The organism is Cryobacterium sp. MP_3.1 (genome assembly GCF_035984795.1).
Lineage (GTDB): Bacteria > Actinomycetota > Actinomycetes > Actinomycetales > Microbacteriaceae > Cryobacterium > Cryobacterium zongtaii.
The window spans coordinates 15,794-33,745 of sequence record NZ_JAXCHV010000012.1 but is presented as its reverse complement, the minus strand read 5'-3'; the positions used below and the strand labels follow the sequence as shown (position 1 = coordinate 33,745).

General features: G+C 62.1%; 25 protein-coding genes. 2 read left to right on the top strand and 23 right to left on the bottom strand.

Translation table 11 applies throughout. From position 1 onward, the window contains the following. Positions 1-55 precede the first annotated feature (55 nt). From RCH12_RS09760 to RCH12_RS09650, 23 genes are all read right to left on the bottom strand, one after another. Positions 56-670, bottom strand: a complete 615-nt coding sequence (locus tag RCH12_RS09760) for an adenylate kinase (protein WP_088457167.1) — start codon at positions 668-670, stop codon at positions 56-58. Then, a complete protein-coding gene (gene secY / locus RCH12_RS09755; RefSeq protein WP_088457168.1) occupies positions 667-1,989 on the bottom strand; it encodes a preprotein translocase subunit SecY in 1,323 nt (440 codons plus the stop codon). The genes RCH12_RS09760 and secY overlap by 4 nt, the downstream gene beginning before the upstream one ends. A 102-nt stretch (positions 1,990-2,091) precedes the next feature. Next, a complete protein-coding gene (gene rplO / locus RCH12_RS09750) occupies positions 2,092-2,694 on the bottom strand; it encodes a 50S ribosomal protein L15 (protein WP_088457169.1) in 603 nt (200 codons plus the stop codon). Continuing rightward, positions 2,694-2,876, bottom strand: coding sequence for a 50S ribosomal protein L30 (gene rpmD / locus RCH12_RS09745; RefSeq protein ID WP_066597599.1), 183 nt, complete (start codon positions 2,874-2,876; stop codon positions 2,694-2,696). The genes rplO and rpmD overlap by 1 nt, the downstream gene beginning before the upstream one ends. Continuing rightward, positions 2,876-3,589: a 30S ribosomal protein S5 gene (gene rpsE, locus RCH12_RS09740; protein ID WP_088457170.1), complete on the bottom strand. Its 714-nt coding sequence runs from the start codon at positions 3,587-3,589 to the stop codon at positions 2,876-2,878. Before rpsE ends, rpmD begins: the two co-directional genes overlap by 1 nt. Next, positions 3,586-3,957 (bottom strand): 50S ribosomal protein L18, encoded by a 372-nt coding sequence (gene rplR / locus RCH12_RS09735; protein ID WP_088457171.1) that lies wholly within the window; start codon positions 3,955-3,957, stop codon positions 3,586-3,588. Before rplR ends, rpsE begins: the two co-directional genes overlap by 4 nt. A gap of 2 nt (positions 3,958-3,959) precedes the next feature. After that, positions 3,960-4,496: a 50S ribosomal protein L6 gene (gene rplF / locus RCH12_RS09730; RefSeq protein ID WP_088457172.1), complete on the bottom strand. Its 537-nt coding sequence runs from the start codon at positions 4,494-4,496 to the stop codon at positions 3,960-3,962. A 6-nt stretch (positions 4,497-4,502) separates the two neighbouring features. Continuing rightward, entirely contained in the window at positions 4,503-4,901 is a 399-nt protein-coding gene (rpsH, locus tag RCH12_RS09725; protein ID WP_066597609.1) for a 30S ribosomal protein S8, read from the bottom strand. A gap of 104 nt (positions 4,902-5,005) precedes the next feature. Next, a complete protein-coding gene (rplE, locus tag RCH12_RS09720; RefSeq protein ID WP_088457173.1) occupies positions 5,006-5,596 on the bottom strand; it encodes a 50S ribosomal protein L5 in 591 nt (196 codons plus the stop codon). Beyond that, positions 5,596-5,955 (bottom strand): 50S ribosomal protein L24, encoded by a 360-nt coding sequence (gene rplX / locus RCH12_RS09715; RefSeq protein WP_327016744.1) that lies wholly within the window; start codon positions 5,953-5,955, stop codon positions 5,596-5,598. Before rplX ends, rplE begins: the two co-directional genes overlap by 1 nt. A 3-nt stretch (positions 5,956-5,958) precedes the next feature. Further along, positions 5,959-6,327, bottom strand: coding sequence for a 50S ribosomal protein L14 (gene rplN, locus RCH12_RS09710; protein ID WP_066597616.1), 369 nt, complete (start codon positions 6,325-6,327; stop codon positions 5,959-5,961). Positions 6,328-6,360: 33 nt separating this feature from the next. Next, positions 6,361-6,654, bottom strand: coding sequence for a 30S ribosomal protein S17 (rpsQ, locus tag RCH12_RS09705; RefSeq protein ID WP_088457175.1), 294 nt, complete (start codon positions 6,652-6,654; stop codon positions 6,361-6,363). 2 nt (positions 6,655-6,656) lie between these two features. Further along, on the bottom strand, positions 6,657-6,995 hold the full coding sequence (gene rpmC / locus RCH12_RS09700; protein WP_066597620.1) for a 50S ribosomal protein L29: 339 nt from the start codon (positions 6,993-6,995) through the stop codon (positions 6,657-6,659). Next, on the bottom strand, positions 6,995-7,414 hold the full coding sequence (rplP, locus tag RCH12_RS09695) for a 50S ribosomal protein L16 (protein ID WP_066597622.1): 420 nt from the start codon (positions 7,412-7,414) through the stop codon (positions 6,995-6,997). Before rplP ends, rpmC begins: the two co-directional genes overlap by 1 nt. Beyond that, on the bottom strand, positions 7,414-8,178 hold the full coding sequence (gene rpsC, locus RCH12_RS09690) for a 30S ribosomal protein S3 (RefSeq protein WP_066597624.1): 765 nt from the start codon (positions 8,176-8,178) through the stop codon (positions 7,414-7,416). Before rpsC ends, rplP begins: the two co-directional genes overlap by 1 nt. Next, entirely contained in the window at positions 8,178-8,543 is a 366-nt protein-coding gene (gene rplV / locus RCH12_RS09685; RefSeq protein WP_066597626.1) for a 50S ribosomal protein L22, read from the bottom strand. The genes rpsC and rplV overlap by 1 nt, the downstream gene beginning before the upstream one ends. A gap of 23 nt (positions 8,544-8,566) precedes the next feature. Then, positions 8,567-8,848 carry a 30S ribosomal protein S19 gene (gene rpsS, locus RCH12_RS09680; protein WP_066597628.1) on the bottom strand — a complete coding sequence of 94 codons (282 nt, stop codon included), beginning with the start codon at positions 8,846-8,848 and terminating at the stop codon, positions 8,567-8,569. Positions 8,849-8,857: 9 nt separating this feature from the next. After that, complete coding sequence (gene rplB / locus RCH12_RS09675) at positions 8,858-9,697, bottom strand: 50S ribosomal protein L2 (RefSeq protein WP_066597631.1); 840 nt, start codon at positions 9,695-9,697, stop codon at positions 8,858-8,860. Between the two features lie 25 nt (positions 9,698-9,722). Further along, positions 9,723-10,025, bottom strand: coding sequence for a 50S ribosomal protein L23 (rplW, locus tag RCH12_RS09670; RefSeq protein ID WP_088457176.1), 303 nt, complete (start codon positions 10,023-10,025; stop codon positions 9,723-9,725). Continuing rightward, a complete protein-coding gene (gene rplD, locus RCH12_RS09665) occupies positions 10,025-10,675 on the bottom strand; it encodes a 50S ribosomal protein L4 (protein ID WP_088457177.1) in 651 nt (216 codons plus the stop codon). The genes rplW and rplD overlap by 1 nt, the downstream gene beginning before the upstream one ends. Before the next feature lie 4 nt (positions 10,676-10,679). Further along, positions 10,680-11,339 carry a 50S ribosomal protein L3 gene (rplC, locus tag RCH12_RS09660; protein ID WP_088457178.1) on the bottom strand — a complete coding sequence of 220 codons (660 nt, stop codon included), beginning with the start codon at positions 11,337-11,339 and terminating at the stop codon, positions 10,680-10,682. Positions 11,340-11,347: 8 nt separating this feature from the next. Then, positions 11,348-11,656 carry a 30S ribosomal protein S10 gene (rpsJ, locus tag RCH12_RS09655; protein ID WP_035834607.1) on the bottom strand — a complete coding sequence of 103 codons (309 nt, stop codon included), beginning with the start codon at positions 11,654-11,656 and terminating at the stop codon, positions 11,348-11,350. A gap of 517 nt (positions 11,657-12,173) precedes the next feature. Continuing rightward, positions 12,174-13,574: a sugar transferase gene (locus tag RCH12_RS09650; protein WP_327016743.1), complete on the bottom strand. Its 1,401-nt coding sequence runs from the start codon at positions 13,572-13,574 to the stop codon at positions 12,174-12,176. Between the two features lie 348 nt (positions 13,575-13,922). On the opposite strand from RCH12_RS09650, the gene RCH12_RS09645 reads away from it, so the two are divergent. Next, on the top strand, positions 13,923-15,671 hold the full coding sequence (locus RCH12_RS09645) for a DUF4012 domain-containing protein (RefSeq protein ID WP_327016742.1): 1,749 nt from the start codon (positions 13,923-13,925) through the stop codon (positions 15,669-15,671). A 41-nt stretch (positions 15,672-15,712) separates the two neighbouring features. Then, the gene (locus RCH12_RS09640) at positions 15,713-17,782 is read left to right on the top strand and encodes an acyltransferase family protein (RefSeq protein WP_327016741.1); all 2,070 of its coding nucleotides are present in this window, start codon (positions 15,713-15,715) and stop codon (positions 17,780-17,782) included. The last annotated feature ends 170 nt before the right edge of the window (positions 17,783-17,952 follow it).

Genomic DNA, 17,952 nt, shown 5'->3' with positions numbered 1-17,952 from the left:
CCGGGTGAAAAAACGAAAGGGCGCCGACCGAAGCCGACGCCCCATCACAGCAAATCTAGACGGATGCCGCCACGGCGTCGGTGGGCCCGACGGCGTGCAGACCGCGTTCGGCCAGCGCGGCCACGATGCGGTCGGTGACCTGGTCGACGGCACCGAGGCCGTCGATGGTGACCACGACGCCGCGCTTGTCGTACAGGTCGATGAGCGGTGCGGTCTGCTCTTCGTACACGTCGAGACGGTGCCGGATGACCTCGGCGGTGTCATCCGCGCGGCCCTGCTCGGCGGCCCGCTTGAGCAGCCGGGCGACGACCTCGTCGGTGTCCGCGACGATCTGCACCACGGCGTCGAGCGAGGTGCCCTCGGCGTCGAGCAGGCGGTCGAGCTCGAGCACCTGGTCGGTGGTGCGCGGGTAGCCGTCCAGCAGGAAGCCGCCACGGGCATCCGGCTCCTGAAGGCGGTCGGCGACGATCTCGTTGGTCAGGGAGTCGGGCACGTACTTGCCGGCCTCGATGAACGCCTTGACCTTCAGGCCCAGCTCGGTTTCGGTCTTCACGTTGTGACGGAAGATGTCGCCGGTGGAGATGGCGGGAATGCCGAACGCTTCGGCCAGGCGCACGGCCTGAGTGCCCTTGCCGGCCCCGGGGGGTCCGATCACGAGAAGACGGGTCATCGCAGGAGCCCTTCGTAGTGGCGCTGTTGCAGCTGGGAGTCGATCTGCTTGACCGTCTCCAGGCCGACGCCGACGATGATCAGCAGGCTGGCGCCACCGAACGGGAAGTTCTGGTCGGCGCCGATCAGCGAGAACGCGATCAGCGGGATCAGCGCGATGAGGCCGAGGTAGAGAGCACCGGGCAGAGTCACGCGGGTGAGCACGTAGTCGAGGTACTCGGCGGTGGGCCGGCCGGCACGGATGCCGGGGATGAAGCCGCCGTACTTCTTCATGTTGTCGGCGACCTCTTCGGGGTTGAAGGTGATCGCGACGTAGAAGTAGGTGAAGCCCACGATGAGCAGGAAGTAGAACGCCATGTACAGCGGGTGGCTGCCCTGGGTGAGGTTGTTGGTGACCCAGGTGACCCAGGCCTGCGGCGTCTCGCCGGCGGCGGGCTGGTTGAACTGGGCGATCAGGGCCGGCAGGTACAGCAGCGACGACGCGAAGATGACGGGCACAACGCCGGCCATGTTCACCTTGATCGGGATGTAGGTGTTGTTGCCGCCGTAGGTACGGCGACCCACCATGCGCTTGGCGTACTGCACCGGGATGCGGCGCTGCGACTGTTCGACGAAGACCACACCCGCCACGACCACGAGGCCGATCGCGAGGACGACCAGGAAGATCTCGATGCCCTTCTGCTGGGCGATGGAGATCAGCGAGTTGGGGAACTGGGCAGCGATCGACGTGAAGATCAGCAGCGACATTCCGTTGCCGATGCCGCGCTCGGTGATCATCTCACCCATCCACATGATCACGCCGGTACCGGCGGTCATGGTGATGACCATCAGCATGATGGCGTACCAGGCGTCGTTGGTGAGCAGCTGGGAGCACTCGGAGGAGGCGGAGGTGCCGAACAGGGCGCCGCTGCGGGCCACGGTGATCAGCGTGGTCGACTGCAGGATGCCCAGGGCGATGGTGAGGTACCGGGTGTACTGCGTGAGCTTGGACTGGCCCGCCGCACCCTCCTTGTAGAGGGTCTCGAAGTGTGGGATCACCACGCGCAGCAGCTGCACGATGATGGAGGCCGTGATGTACGGCATGATCCCCAGCGCGAAGACTGACAGCTGCAGCAGGGCGCCACCGCTGAACAGGTTCACGAGCTCGTAGAGGCCGCTCGTTCCCTGGTTCGCTGCAAGACAGGCTTGCACGTTGCCGAAGTCCACGAACGGGGCGGGGATGAACGAGCCCAGACGGAACAGGGCGACGATGCCCAGGGTGAACCCGATCTTCTTACGAAGGTCCGGCGTGCGGAATATCCGCGCAATGGCGCTAAACAAAAAAGGCCTCCAGTTAGTAACAAAGAACGAGCTTGCCGAGTCAGCACCAGCGCTTTAATCGCTGGGCAGGCTCGACAAGCTCGATCTCGTCTACGGGTCTTACTACTTGATCGAGCCACCTGCTGCGACGATCTTCTGCTCTGCTGAGCGGGAGACCTTATCGACTGCAACAGTCAGCTTAACCGCAATGTCACCATTGCCGAGAACCTTGACCTTCTCGTTGTCGCGAACGGCACCCTTGGCGACCAAAGAAGCGATGGTTACATCGCCACCGGTCGGGTACAGCTCGGCGAGGCGCTCCAGGTTTACAACCTGGTACTCGACGCGGAACGGGTTCTTGAACCCGCGCAGCTTCGGGGTGCGCATGTGCAGCGGCATCTGCCCACCCTCGAAACCGATACGCACGGTGTAGCGCGCCTTGGTGCCCTTGGTTCCACGACCCGCGGTCTTACCCTTGGATCCTTCACCACGGCCAACGCGCTGCTTGTCCTTCTTCGATCCGGGCGCGGGACGAAGGTGGTGCACCTTCAGTACCTGCGGACGGACCTCAGTGGGCTCAGTCGGCGCGGCGGCCTTCTTAGCGGCAACAGTCTTGGCCGGAGCCTTGGCTGCAGCAGCCTTCGTGGTCGTCGCCTTGGGGGCGGCGGCCTTCTTAGCGGCGGGCTTGGTTGCTACCTTCTCGGTAGCTTCCTTCTCGTCAGCCATTAGTCAATCTCCTCGACCTTCACAAGGTGAGCAACGGTGTTGACGTAGCCACGGTTCTGCGAGTTGTCCTCGCGGATCGTGACGGCGCCAATGCGACGCAGGCCCAGACTGCGCAGTGTGTCGCGCTGGTTCTGCTTCTCACTAATTTTGGACTTGATCTGCGTAATCTTCAGCTGAGCCATTAGGCACCTGCCTTCGCGCTTGCGGCGGCTGCTGCTGCAGCCGCGTCGGCACGCAGAAAACGGGCCGGAGCCACGTCTTCGTAGGGAAGGCCACGGCGAGCCGCGACTGCACGAGGCTCTTCGAGCTGGTGCAGGGCCTCCACCGTGGCGTGCACGATGTTGATGGTGTTCGACGAACCGAGCGACTTGCTCAGAACGTCGTGGATGCCGGCGCATTCGAGTACGGCGCGCACCGGGCCACCGGCGATAACGCCGGTACCTGCTGCGGCCGGACGGAGAAGAACGACTCCGGCAGCTGCTTCACCCTGAACGGGGTGCGGGATGGTCAGGCCGACGCGGGGAACGCGGAAGAAGTTCTTCTTCGCTTCCTCGACGCCCTTGCTGATTGCGGTCGGGACCTCGCGGGCCTTACCGTAACCAACGCCTACCAGGCCGTTACCGTCTCCGACGACGACCAGAGCGGTGAAGCTGAAGCGACGACCACCCTTGACGACCTTGGAAACACGGTTGATCGTGACGACGCGCTCGAGGAACTGGCTCTTCTCGGCGTCACGGCTTCCGCGCTCACGGTTCGGGCTGCGCTCACGGCCACCACGGCGAGCCTCACGAGGCTCGTTCTGCGGCGGCGTGGTCGAAGCTGCGGTTTCCACCGGAACTTCAGTGACGACGTCAGCTTCCTTCGCTGCTGCGGTGCTACTGGATTCAGTGCTCACAGGTCCAACCCTCCCTTTCGGGCTCCTTCGGCGATGGCTGCGACGCGTCCTGCGTACTTGCTGCCACCACGGTCAAATACGACGGCTTCGATACCGGCGGCTTTGGCGCGCTCGGCGACGAGCTCGCCGACCTTGTGCGCCTTGGCGGTCTTGTCACCATCGAAGGTGCGCAGACCGGTTTCGAGAGTCGACGCCGACGCGAGGGTGAAACCCTTGCTGTCGTCAACGACCTGCACGAATACGTGGCGAGCCGAGCGGGTGACGACGAGACGCGGACGAAGCGCGGTCCCCTCGATCTTCTTGCGAAGACGTGCGTGCCTGCGTCCGCGGGCAGCCGACTTGCTTTTTCCTCTAGTTCCGAGACCCATGGTTACTTACCACTCTTTCCGGCCTTGCGGCGAACAATCTCGCCGGCGTAACGCACACCCTTACCCTTGTAGGGCTCAGGCTTGCGAATCTTACGGATGTTTGCGGCAACCTCACCGACGGCCTGCTTGTCGATACCGCTGACCGTGAGCTTGTTAACGCCCTCGACGGTCAGGGAGATACCAACGGGCGGCTCAATGAGGACCGGGTGCGAGAAGCCAAGGGCGAACTCAACGGAGGTGCCCTTCTGCGCAACGCGGTAACCGGTACCGACGATCTCGAGTCCCTTGGTGTAACCCACGGTGACGCCGATGATCTGGTTGGCGATCAGGGTACGGGTCAGTCCGTGCAGCGAACGCGAAGCGCGCTCGTCGTCGGGACGCGTGACCAGAACCTGGCCATCGGTGACCTGAACCTCGATGGGGTTGGCGACGGTGAGCGCGAGCTCACCCTTCGGACCCTTGACGCTAACGGCCTGGCCGTTAGCTTCGACCGTGACACCCGCGGGGATCTCGATCGGAAGTCTTCCAATACGTGACATTGTCGGCTACCACACGTAGGCGAGAACTTCTCCGCCTACGCCCTTCTTCTCAGCCTGGCGGTCGGTGAGCAGACCGCTGGAGGTGGACAGGATGGCAACGCCGAGGCCGCCGAGAACCGTGGGGATCTCAGTCGACTTTGCGTACACGCGCAGGCCGGGCTTGGAAACCCGCTTGATGCCGACGATGGAACGCTCGCGGTTGGGGCCGAACTTGAGGTTCAGCGTGAGGGTCTTTCCGACCTCTGCATCCTTGACATCCCAGGCAGAGATGTAACCCTGTGCCTTGAGGATGTCTGCGATGTGCGCCTTGAGCTTGCTGTGCGGCATCGACACTGTGTCGTGGTACGCCGAGTTAGCGTTGCGCAGTCTGGTCAGCATATCTGCGACCGGATCTGTCATTGTCATTTGTGGTGCCTTTCTCGCCTGGTTTCGTGCACCCGTTACACGGATGACGACCTGTGGTGGTGGAGGGGGCCGAACGGTTGTCCGGCCCCCGGGGTAAAGCTAGTTTAGGAGTTCTCGGCCGTCTTGAACGGGAAGCCGAGCGCCTTGAGCAGCGCGCGACCCTCGTCGTTGTTCTTGGCGGTCGTCACAACAGTGATGTCCATACCGCGAACACGGTCGATCCGGTCCTGGTCGATCTCGTGGAACATGACCTGCTCCGTGAGACCGAACGTGTAGTTGCCGGCGCCGTCGAACTGCTTGTCCGAGAGGCCGCGGAAGTCGCGGATACGGGGCAGGGCGAGGCTGAGCAGCCGGTCGAGGAACTCCCACATGCGGTCGCCACGAAGTGTGACGTGCGTGCCAATGGGCTGTCCTTCACGCAGTTTGAACTGCGCAATGGACTTGCGTGCCTTGGTGACCTGCGGCTTCTGGCCGGTGATCTTGGTGAGGTCGGCGACGGCGCCATCCATGATCTTGCCGTCGCGTGCTGCCTCGCCGACACCCATGTTGACGATGATCTTCGTCAGGTTGGGTACCTGGTGGACGTTGGTGAAACCCAGGTCCTTGGCGAGCTGCAGGGAGATCTCTTCGCGATACTTCTGCTTGAGACGCGGCAGAACGACGGGCTTTGCGCCCTCGGTTGCGATGTCAGTCATTAGAGGTCCTTACCTGACTTCTTGGCGTAACGAACGCGGACCGTCTTGGTGACGCCGTCCTTCGTTACCTCTTCGAGACGGAACCCGACCTTGGTCGGCTTCTTGGTCTCCGGGTCGACGAGCGCGACGTTGGAAGCGTGAATCGATGCTTCCACAGTCTCGATGCCGCCGGTCTTGGAGCCGCGCTGGGTCTGGCCGACGCGAACGTGCTTCTTGACGAAGTTGATTCCTTCGAGCAGGACGCGGTTCTTCTCGACCTGTACCTCGAGCACACGACCCTGCTTGCCACGGTCTCCGCCGCGAGCCTGGGTGCGGCCGGTGATGACCTCTACGAGGTCACCCTTCTTGATTCTGGCCATGATTTAGATAACCTCCGGTGCCAACGAAATGATCTTCATGAACTTCTTGTCGCGGAGTTCGCGACCGACCGGTCCGAAGATACGGGTACCACGGGGGTCTCCGTCAGCCTTCAAGATCACTGCGGCGTTCTCATCGAACTTGATGTACGAGCCGTCTGGACGACGGGTCTGCTTTTTGACGCGAACGATGACGGCTTTGACGACGTCACCCTTCTTGACGTTGCCGCCCGGGATGGCGTCCTTGACGGTGGCGACGATAACGTCACCCAGGCCGGCGTAACGACGGCCGGAGCCACCGAGAACGCGGATCGTCAACAGGACCTTGGCACCGGTGTTGTCGGCAACTTTGAGTCGTGATTCTTGCTGAAGCACTTTCTAACTCCTTCTATCAAGTAAGCGCGAGGCTTACTTGGCCTTCTCGAGAATCTCGACCAGGCGGAAGCGCTTGGTGGCGCTCAGCGGGCGAGTTTCGCTGATCAGGACCAGGTCGCCGACGCCGGCGGTGTTCGCCTCGTCGTGAACCTTCAGCTTGGACGTACGGCGGATGACCTTGCCGTACAGGGGGTGCTTCACGCGGTCTTCGACCTCGACAACGATGGTCTTATCCATCTTGTCGCTGGTCACGTAACCACGCATCGTCTTGCGGTAGCCGCGCACGAGAGCCTCGGCGGGGACGACCGTTTCGTCAGTCTTCGCCATGATTAGGCCTCCTTCGTCTCGACGGCGTCAGCCTCGGGAGCATCCGTGGATGCGTCCTTGGCCTTGGCCTTCTTGGTCGTCTTCTTCTCAGCCTTGGCCGGAGCCTCGACTGCGACGGGAGTGGCACGAATGCCCAGCTCGCGCTCACGGAGAACCGTGTAGATGCGTGCGATGTCCCGCTTGACCGCGCGAAGGCGGCCGTGGCTTTCGAGCTGGCCGGTGGCCGACTGGAAGCGCAGGTTGAACAGCTCTTCCTTGGCCTTCTTCAGCTCGTCGAACAGTCGTTCGTTTTCAAAGGTGTCGAGCTCGACTGAGGCGAGCTCCTTGGATCCGATCGCCATTATGCGTCGCCCTCCTCGCGCTTGATGATGCGTGCCTTGAGGGGCAGCTTGTGAATTGCACGGGTGAGCGCTTCGCGAGCAACGGTGTCAGAGACACCGGAAAGCTCGAAGAGCACGCGGCCCGGCTTGACGTTCGCGACCCACCACTCGACCGAACCCTTACCGGAACCCATGCGGGTTTCGGCAGGCTTCTTGGTGAGCGGGCGGTCCGGGTAGATGTTGATCCAGACCTTGCCGCCACGCTTGATGTGACGCGTCATGGCGATACGAGCGGACTCGATCTGACGGTTGGTCACGTACGCGGGGGTGAGGGCCTGAATGCCATACTCGCCGAACGAAACAGTGGTACCACCGGTTGCGTGGCCGGTACGGCCGGGGTGGTGCTGCTTGCGGTGCTTAACTCTGCGGGGAATCAACATTATTTAGCCTCAACTCCTGCTGCAACCGGAGCCGCGCCCTCTGCGCGAGGCGCACGGCGGGGACGGTCGTCACGACGCTCGGGGCGGGACGACTTAGCGTTGGCCTGCTCACGAGCGAGTTCCTTGTTGGTGATGTCGCCCTTGTAGATCCAGACCTTCACGCCGATGCGGCCGAAGGTGGTCTTGGCTTCGTAGAAGCCGTAGTCGATGTTCGCGCGCAGGGTGTGCAGCGGCACACGGCCTTCGCGGTAGAACTCCGAACGGCTCATCTCAGCGCCACCGAGACGACCGGACACCTGGATGCGAACACCCTTGGCGCCGGCGCGCTGGGCGCCCTGCAGGCCCTTACGCATCGCGCGGCGGAAAGCCACACGAGCGGAGAGCTGCTCTGCAATGCCCTGCGCGACGAGCTGTGCATCCTGCTCGGGGTTCTTGACCTCGAGGATGTTCAGCTGGATCTGCTTGGCGGTGAGCTTTTCAAGGTCGGACCGGATGCGCTCTGCTTCCGCGCCGCGACGACCGATCACGATGCCCGGACGGGCGGTGTGAATGTCGACACGGACACGATCGCGGGTGCGCTCGATCTCGATGCGGGACACGCCGGCGCGGTCGAGGCTAGTGCTCAACAGGCGGCGGATCTTGACGTCTTCAGCGACGAAGTCGCTGTAACGCTGGCCCGGCTTCGTGCTGTCAGAGAACCAACGCGACACGTGGTCGGTCGTGATTCCCAGACGGAAGCCATACGGGTTTACTTTCTGACCCATTACTTCGTACCCTCCTCAGGAGTGGCGAGCACAACAGTGATGTGGCTCGTACGCTTCTTGATCTGGAATGCGCGACCCTGTGCGCGGGCCTGGAAACGCTTGAGCGTCGTGCCCTCGTCGACGAATGCCTGGGAGATGAACAGATCCTGTTCGTCCAGGAACTCGTTCGCAGCATCGGCCTTGACCCGTGCGTTCGCGATGGCCGATTCGACCAGCTTGTACACGGGGTCGGACGCGCCCTGCGGCGCGAACTTGAGAATTCCCAGCGCTTCGTGCGCCTGCTTGCCACGAATCAGGTTGACAACGCGACGGGCCTTCTGGGCGGTAACGCGGATGTGACGCACGCGTGCGATCGACTCCACCATTTCTCCTCCTTCACGTCACCGCGTTAGCGGCGACGACCCTTCTTGTCATCCTTCACGTGACCACGGAAGGTGCGGGTGGGAGCAAACTCGCCGAGTTTGTGCCCAACCATGCTCTCGGTGACGAACACCGGGATGTGCTTGCGACCGTCGTGAACCGCGATGGTGTGCCCGAGCATGTCGGGGATGATCATCGAACGGCGCGACCAGGTCTTGATTACGTTCTTGCTTGAGGCTTCATTCGCCTTGACAACCTTGCGAAGCAGGTGGTCGTCAACGAAGGGGCCCTTCTTAAGACTTCTTGGCATCGTCTACTCCTACTTACGCTTCTTGCCGACGGTACGGCGACGAACAATGAGCTTGTCGCTTTCCTTGTTCGGGTGGCGGGTGCGCCCTTCCTTCTGGCCCCAGGGGCTGACGGGGTGACGTCCACCGGACGTCTTACCCTCACCACCACCGTGCGGGTGATCGACCGGGTTCATGGCAACACCACGAACGGTCGGGCGAACGCCTTTCCAGCGCATCCGGCCGGCCTTGCCCCAGTTGATGTTCGACTGCTCGGCGTTGCCGACCTCACCGATCGTGGCGCGGCAGCGAGCGTCGACGTTCCGGATTTCTCCGGACGGCAGGCGCAGCTGGGCGTAGATGCCATCCTTCGCGACCAGGCGAACCGACACTCCGGCGGAGCGGGCCAGCTTGGCGCCACCACCCGGACGGATCTCGATGGCGTGAATGATGGTACCGGTGGGGATGTTCTTCAGCGGCAGGTTGTTGCCGGGCTTGATGTCAGCACCGGCACCCGACTCGACGATGTCGCCCTGGTTCAGCTTGTTCGGCGCAATGATGTAGCGCTTGGAGCCGTCCATGAAGTGCAGCAGCGCGATGCGCGCCGTGCGGTTCGGGTCGTACTCAATGTGAGCGACCTTGGCGTTGACACCGTCTTTGTCGTTACGACGGAAGTCGATCACGCGGTACTGGCGCTTGTGGCCACCACCGATGTGACGCGTCGTGATGCGACCCTGGTTGTTACGACCACCGGTCTTGGACAGCGGACGAAGCAGCGACTTCTCGGGCGTCGAACGGGTGATCTCTGCGAAGTCCGCAACAGATGAACCGCGACGACCGGGGGTCGTGGGCTTGTACTTACGAATAGCCATTTCTTATTCCTCTAGTCCTGGCCGCTTAGCCGACGGCCGTGAAGATGTCGATGGAACCGGACTTGAGCGTGACGATGGCACGCTTGGTGTCCTTGCGCTTACCCATGCCGAACTTGGTACGGCGAGTCTTGCCGATGCGGTTCATGGTGTTGATCGACGCAACCTCAACCTTGAAGATCTTCTCGATCGCCAGCTTGATTTCGGTCTTGTTCGAACGCGGGTCCACGATGAAGGTGTACTTGCCCTCGTCGATCAGGCCGTAGCTCTTTTCAGAGACGACCGGAGCGATGATGACGTCGCGGGGGTCCTTTTGAATCGGGGTAGCCATTATGCGGACACCTCTTCCTTCTTGGTCTTGTGCGCCACGAACGCGTCAAACGCGCCCTTGGTGAAGACGATGTCGTCAGAGACGAGAACGTCGTAGGCATTCAGCTGGTCCCACGACAGCACGTGCACCGTCGGGAGGTTGCGGATGCTGCGGAGAGTCATCTCGTCGGTGCGCTCGAGAACGACCAGCACGTGCTTGCTGCTGGCGATCTGGGTGAGCAGCGTGATGGCGCCCTTGGTGCTGGGCGTCTCGGACGAGAACAGCGCGGTCACCACGTGCAGACGGTCACCACGGGCGCGATCAGAGAGTGAACCCTTGAGCGCGGCGGCAATCATCTTCTTCGGGGTGCGCTGGTCGTAGCTGCGCGGGGTCGGTCCGTGGACGATGCCACCACCGGTCATCTGAGGGGCGCGGATCGAGCCCTGACGAGCGCGACCGGTTCCCTTCTGCTTGAACGGCTTGCGGCCGGCACCGGAAACTTCTCCGCGGCTCTTTACCTTGTGCGTTCCCTGGCGTGCGGCAGCGAGCTGCGCGACAACAACCTGGTGAATCAGCGGGATGTTGGTCTGGACGTCGAAGATTTCGGCGGGCAGCTCAACGGAGCCGGCCTTCTTGCCGTTGGCATCGATGAGGTCGAGTGCGGTAGCCATAGGACTACGCTCCCTTCACTGCGGTGCGGACGAATACGAGGCGGCCCTTGGCGCCGGGAACGGCACCCTTGACCAGAATGAGGCCCTTGTCGGCGTCGATCGCGTGAACCTTGAGGTTCAGCACGGTCACGCGCTCGCCACCCATACGACCGGCCATGCGCATGCCCTTGAAGACACGGCTGGGGGTCGAGGAGGCACCGATGGAACCGGGCTTGCGGTGGTTGCGGTGCGAACCGTGCGAAGCGGAAACACCCTTGAAGTTGTGACGCTTCATAACACCGGCGAAGCCCTTGCCCTTGGAAGTGCCCATGACGTCAACCTTGGTGCCGGCGACGAACACACCGTCAACGGTGAGCTCCTGGCCCAGGGTGTAGTCAGCGGCATCCGCGGTGCGGAGCTCGGTAACGTGACGGCGCGGCGTGACGCCGGCCTTCTCGAAGTGTCCTGCGGACGGCTTGTTCACCTTGCGGGGGTCGATGGCGCCAGAGGCAATCTGGACGCCGGCGTAGCCGTCGATGTCCTTCGTGCGGATCTGGGTGACGACGTTCGGCGAGATCTCGATGACGGTAACGGGAACAAGCTTGTTGTTCTCGTCCCACACCTGAGTCATGCCGAGCTTCTTGCCGAGGAGGCCCTTGGTGGTCTTGGTATCTGCGTACGACATCGCGGGCCCTAGAGCTTGATCTCGATGTTGACGTCTGCCGGGAGGTCGAGACGCATGAGCGAGTCGACGGCCTTCGGCGTCGGGTCAATGATGTCGATCAGACGCTTGTGGGTGCGCATTTCAAAGTGCTCCCGGCTGTCCTTGTACTTGTGAGGGGAACGGATGACACACACCACGTTCTTCTCGGTCGGAAGCGGCACGGGGCCGACAACGGTTGCACCCGCACGGGTGACGGTGTCGACGATCTTGCGCGCCGAGATGTCGATGACCTCGTGGTCATACGACTTAAGTCGAATGCGGATTTTCTGTCCCGCCATGTCGAACTCTCTTTCTTGTCAAGGCTTCTTACATCCCGAGGGCTGCATTGGACGCCGTAGTAGCACTGCTGCTATCGCACCACTGTTCATCTGTCAATTTCGATCCGGCCGGGAATCCGACCTTCTCGAGCCAACTCCCCCAGGCCGGGGCCTGGCGGATGACATGGTTTTACCCAAGCATCCAAGGAGTTGATTTAAGCTTCGTTCTGCTACCCGCGGCCTTACTCCGACCCTCAAGGGGCGAGCTATGCACTGCCTGGTAGTGATTCCGGTCTCGCGTGCAGCGCGATCCGAAAGTGTTGAACTAGAAGAGTCTGCCACAGGAATAGGTCATTGTGCAACCCGGGCGTGTCGCGTTGGGCGTGTCGCGCGATCCGCGTCGTTCCGCGGGAGTTCAGCCACGCCCCTCCGCTGCTCGAGCTCCTCGAGACCCCTGAATTCATCCGATGGTGGAGCGTGTCGAGACCCCGAGTTTTCTTTCGCTGGTCGAGCCTGTCGCGACCCCTCCAGCAGCCGACTAAACGGCCCCTTCGGGAGTCACCACGGCACGCACCGTGCGCCACAGAATCAGGACGTCGGCCGTGAGCGACCAGTTCTCCACGTAATACAGATCCAGGCGGATGCTGTCTTCCCAACTGAGGTTGGAACGGCCGCTGACCTGCCAAAGCCCGCTCATGCCCGGCTTCATGATCAACCGGCGGTGTGCGGCGTCGTCGTAGAGAGCCACTTCGGCGGCGCGCTGCGGCCGCGGACCCACCAGGCTCATCTCACCGAACAACACGTTGAACAGCTGCGGCAGCTCGTCGATGGAGTACTTGCGCAGGATCTTGCCGACCGGGGTGATGCGCGGGTCGTTGGTCACCTTGAACAGCGGGGTGTCCGAGGTGCCCTGCGCGTCGAGCAAGCTCTCCAGCTGGTCGTCGGCATCCTGCACCATGGAGCGGAACTTGTACATGCCGAACGTGACGCCATGCCGGCCGATACGCTCCTGCCGGTAGACGATGTTGCCGGGGCTGGAGCGCTTGACCGCAATGGCCACCCAAATGAGCCCGGGCGAGCAGAGCAGAATGAGCAACGCCGAACCGACGATGTCGAAGGTGCGCTTGGTCACCCGCTTCGCGCCCTCGAACTGCGGGTAGCTCACGTGAATGAGCGGCATACCGGCCACGGGCCGTGAATGGATGCGGGGCCCAGCGATGTCGGTGAGCGCCGGCGCCACGATCAGCTCCACGCCGCGGGCCTCGAGCTCCCAGCCCACCCGGCGCATGTCCTCGGGGTCGATGTCGTCCGCGCCGGTGAGGATCACGGTGTCGGCGTTGGTCTCGTCCACGGCGCTGAGTAGATCCGCGTAGTCCCCCGAGATTGGGACCCCGTTGATCGGTCCCTCGCTGAGGCTGCCTTCGCGCGTGAGGGCACCAACGAGCAGCAGCCCGGAGCCGGGCGTGCGGGCGATGGTGGTCGCCACATGGGCGGACTTCCGCCGCTCCCCCATGAGCAATGCCCGGGAGAGATAGAAGCCCCTGGCCTGCCGCCTACGCAACCACTGGCGCCAGCGCCAGCGTGTGCCGATCAGCAGCGCCAAACCAAGAGGCAGCGCCAAGAGGAAGTACCCCCGCGCAACCTCGATCTTGAAGAGGAACGCGATAATCGCAAAGAGGCCGAAGAGTCGGATGGTTGCATCGGCGACCCGCTTGTATTCGAGCGTTCCGCTGCCGATCACCTTGTGGTCCCGAGTGGCGAACACGTCGAGCATGATCATCCAGGCGACCACGAGAACAAGCGAGACGACCGTGTAGCTGGCGCCCAAGCTGAAAACTTCCGGAGCCGCCACCTCCACAGTCTCGAGCCCGAACCAGATGAACTGGGATCCGAAAACAGCAGCCAAAACCACGACGATGTCGGTACTGAAAAGCCGCACCGCATAGGCACGTTGCCAAGAACGACGTCGCAACACCCCCGCGGTGCGTGTATCGCCGATTGCCACTCGTTCCCCCGTCGCCTGACATACATGCATCTGGAAACCTCTGTCCCAGACACACCAAATTCATAGTTACACAGACTCGACACTACTCAGTGCTTTGCCAGGGTGCATGTGCGTCCCCTTTACTGGGGCCGTTCGCGACACCTTTGCGGTGCGGTCCCAGACCTCTCAGCCGCACTCCCATAAGGTGGACCTGTGAATTCACGAGCATCCAAACGAGCGTCTTCCCGCCCTTCGCGCACGGACGTACGTCACCGTCGTCGCAAGTCCGTCGCGAAACGGCGAGTGAAAATCGGCCTCGTTATCGCCGGGATACTCGTGCTGGGATCCGTCACGTGGCTTGCCACGCGCGTGCTCGTCGTCAAGACAGACTTGGAAGCGTCCCAGGCACTCGTCGACCAGCTGCAAGCCGAGATCGGGAGCGGGGATTCCACCACTCTGACCGCGACGAGTACTGAACTGCAGGACAAGTCCGCAAGCGCTGCCGCTGGGACCCGGGACCTGACCTGGCGCGCCGCCGAGTTCATCCCGTTCGCCGGTGAGAATCTCAGAGCCGTGCGTGCCGTCTCGGAAAGCATCGACGCGATAGTCCAGGACGTCGCCACGCCCGCGGTCGAACTCATTGCGAGCTACGACATCACGGCCAGAGACCCCGTTACCGGTGGGTTCGACATCACGCCCCTCGAGGACGTGAAAGACATCGCAGCAACCGCTCAAACTGTGTTCGAGGCGTCGTTGGCGCGAATGGCAACAGTGGACGCATCCGCGACCGTCGGACCAGTCTCAGCTGCAGTGACGAAGGTGGACGACCTCCTGGTCAAGGCCAACTCTGCCGTCAAAAGTGCCGCGCCGTTGTTGCAACTGGCGGGACCTGCCCTTGGGGCAGATGGCCCTCGAACGTACTTATTGGCCTTCCAGAACAATGCAGAGAGCACGGCGCTTGGAGGCAGCGCGGCCTCGTACACCCTCATCAATGTTGATAATGGCGCAATTTCCATAGCGGCCCAGGGCGCCGGCAGTCAGGACCTGATTGAGGGAACGAAACTTGACGTGGCTGTTGACCAGAGCGCAATCGATCTCTATTCCGACTACCTGGTTCGCTACCCGAATACCTCCACAAGCCGCCCCGACTTTCCGACCGCGGCTGAACTCATGCGTGCGTACTGGATCCGTGACAAGGGACTGACGGCCAACGGCGTGATCTCCGTTGACCCTCTCGCTCTCGCGCGTATTCTCGCCGCTACGGGACCCATCGACCTGCCCAGCGGCGACATCTTGTCCAGCGATAACGCTGTCAGTTTGCTCGTGCACGACGTCTACTACCGCTATGACTCGTACCAGGAGCCGGAAAAGATCGATGCCTTCTTCCAATCCGCCGCGTCCGCCATCCTCAACAAGGTAATCAGTGGCGAGTTCGACATGAATGCCATGATCTCGGCCGTCACGGAAGGGGTGAACCAGGGCAGCATCATGGCTTGGAGTGCTGACCCAACGGAACAGCAGGCCTTGGACGGAACTCGGATCCAGGGAGTTCTGCCCAAGGACAACACCGCTAGCACCGCCATCGGCGTTTACTACCAGGACACTTCCGCGTCCAAAATGGACTACTTTCTTCACACCGCAACGACCACGACGAGCGACATCTGCGTCGCGGGGCCAACCCCAAGCTTCAGTACCTCGGTGACCTTGCAGTCCAAGCTGACGCCCGATGAGGCGAACGCGCTCCCTGACTACGTCTCGAGCGGGAACTACGGTCCACAACTCACGAGCACCAAAGTCTTCGTGTATGGGCCGGTAGGAGCGACTCTCACCGACGCCCATGTTGACGCTGCGGGCCATGACACCACCGTGAACGCTGCCGGAAATGACCTTGGACGGCCCGTGGCTTCGTTCACGGCTTATCTCGCCCCTGGCGAGTCGAGTACGGTCACCGCCTCGTTCACCGGCGCCGAGGGGGATTACGGACCTCTTGAAGTCCGGGGCACCCCGATGATCCATGCCACGGTCCAGGACGTGGAACCGGCCTGCGGCTAGACGGTTCATTCCTCACCTTGCCGTCACGATAGGCTCGCGCGGTGCAGGGGAAACGGTTAGACATTCAGGGGCTTCGCGCCATCGCAGTTGCTCTCGTTGTTGTATTCCATGTGTGGCCCAGGTATCTTCCGGGCGGATACGTCGGGGTTGACGTCTTCTTTGTGATCTCGGGCTTCCTGATCACAAGCCATTTGCTCAGCGAAGTGCAGCGCACCGGCACCGTCGGATTGGCTAAGTTCTGGGCGCGACGCATCCGGCGACTCCTTCCTGCCGCGTTCACAGTGTTGGGCGCGTCCCTGCTGGCGGCGTTGGTGTTCGTGCCTAAATCTCTGCTCCAACAGACCCTGAATGAGCTCGGCGCCAGTGCGTTGTACGTCCAGAACTGGGTGTTGGCGGGCAGCTCCGTGGACTACCTGGGCGCCGATAACAAGCCCACGTTGGCGCAACACTTCTGGTCGCTGTCCGTCGAGGAACAGTTCTACCTTGCATGGCCGATCATCATCCTGATCGCTGTTTGGGTAGCGTCAAAGATCCGACGCACCGACGAAGTCAATCGGAAAGCTGTTGGCATCGCCCTGACCATCGTCTTTGCATTGTCCCTGGCGTACTCCATATTTGAAACAGCACGCAGCCAGCCCTCCGCGTACTTCAGCACTTTCACTCGTGCTTGGGAGTTCGCCGGCGGTGGGTTGCTGGCATTCTTCCCAACGTGGGCAGTGAGCGGGACCAGACCACGTCTCGACAGTGCCTTGCGTCAGATTGCAGGTTGGGGCGGCCTGGGCCTCATCCTCTACGCTGCGCTCCGGTTCAGCGCTGAATCGCAGTTCCCCGGCTACATCGCACTAATCCCGGTCGTTGGGTCAATGCTGCTCCTCCATGCCGGCCAGCGGGAGACGCGATGGACACCAGGCTGGTTAGTGAAGGCCTCGCCCGTACAGCTCGTCGGCGACACCTCTTACGCGATCTACCTCTGGCATTGGCCGCTCATCGTGCTGTTTCCGTTCGTTCTGGGTCACGACCTCACCCTCGCGGGCAAGCTAGGCATCCTGGCCGTCACACTGGTCCTCGCAGTCGCTACCAAACTTGTGATTGAGGATCCCGTCCGAAAGGCAAAAAAGCTTGCCGCGCGACAGACACCCTCTTACGCATTCATGGCTGCAGGGATATTGGTTCTGACCACAGTCACAGTCCTCTCGAGCATCCACCTCGCTGCGACCTATCAATCTCGCGCCGAGACCCTCGACAAAGTCGGAGTCTGCCTCGGGGCCGGCGCCATAAACACGAAGAACGGCTGTGACGCCCCATTCGCAATCACCGAATCGGTAGACCCCGGCTACGCGTCGAGCGACCTTTACTGGAACGAAGGCAGCGCGCTGGCTGGAGGCGGGTGCCAGCCCGAAGCAGGCTCGGTCCTCGCTACCTGTGAACTCGGAGCCGTCGACAATCCCGATCTGACGATCGCCGTGATCGGAAACTCTCATGGCGAGCACATGGTCGAGCCGCTCGCCCTTGCGTCTAAAGCGCAGAACTGGCGTCTGATACCGCATGTGCGCGCCCGGTGCTCAGGTCTGGAGTCTGCGGAAGAGATCGAACAGCGAAGCGCCGACAGCTCTATCGCCGAGGATCAGGCGGAGTGCTATAAGTGGGGGCACGCCGTGATCGACAGTCTTGCTCAGCGCGCTGACATCGACGCTGTCATCATTTCGGCATCTGGCGTGTCCGCGAATCCTGAGGCAACCGCGCAAATACAAAGATTGGTGGATGCGGGCAAGGCAGTCGTTATGTTGGGTGATTCGCCCGCCCTGCCGGGGGCCACGACCGCTGCGGAATGCGTGGAGGCGAGCAAAGTGAGCTACGACCCGTGCTCGTGGATTCCCGTCGCCCTCGCTGAAACGGATGCGGCGATTGCCGAGGCGCGAGGAATTCCATACATCGATATTTCTTCGAACTTCTGCTCAGCTGACGGGCGTTGCCACGCCGTCATCGGCGGGCTCATAACGTACTTCGACAGCCACCACATGACGTTGGACTTCTCCCGAACGCTCGCGCCTTTCCTTGCCGCACAAATATCCTCAGCCTTAGCTGACGCAGGATTGCCTCGGACGCCGTGATCGTGGCACGCGCTCGCAATTCCCTCGCGAGCACTCTGTTGTGTGGTGGTCGAGCCCCATTGGCCAGGATGCCTTTCCAGAGTCGTTCTGACATACAGATAGACTCGTATGCGTCTATGCGGCAAGGCCAGACGTGCTGATCACCGCATATTTTAATCAAGGTCTTCGCT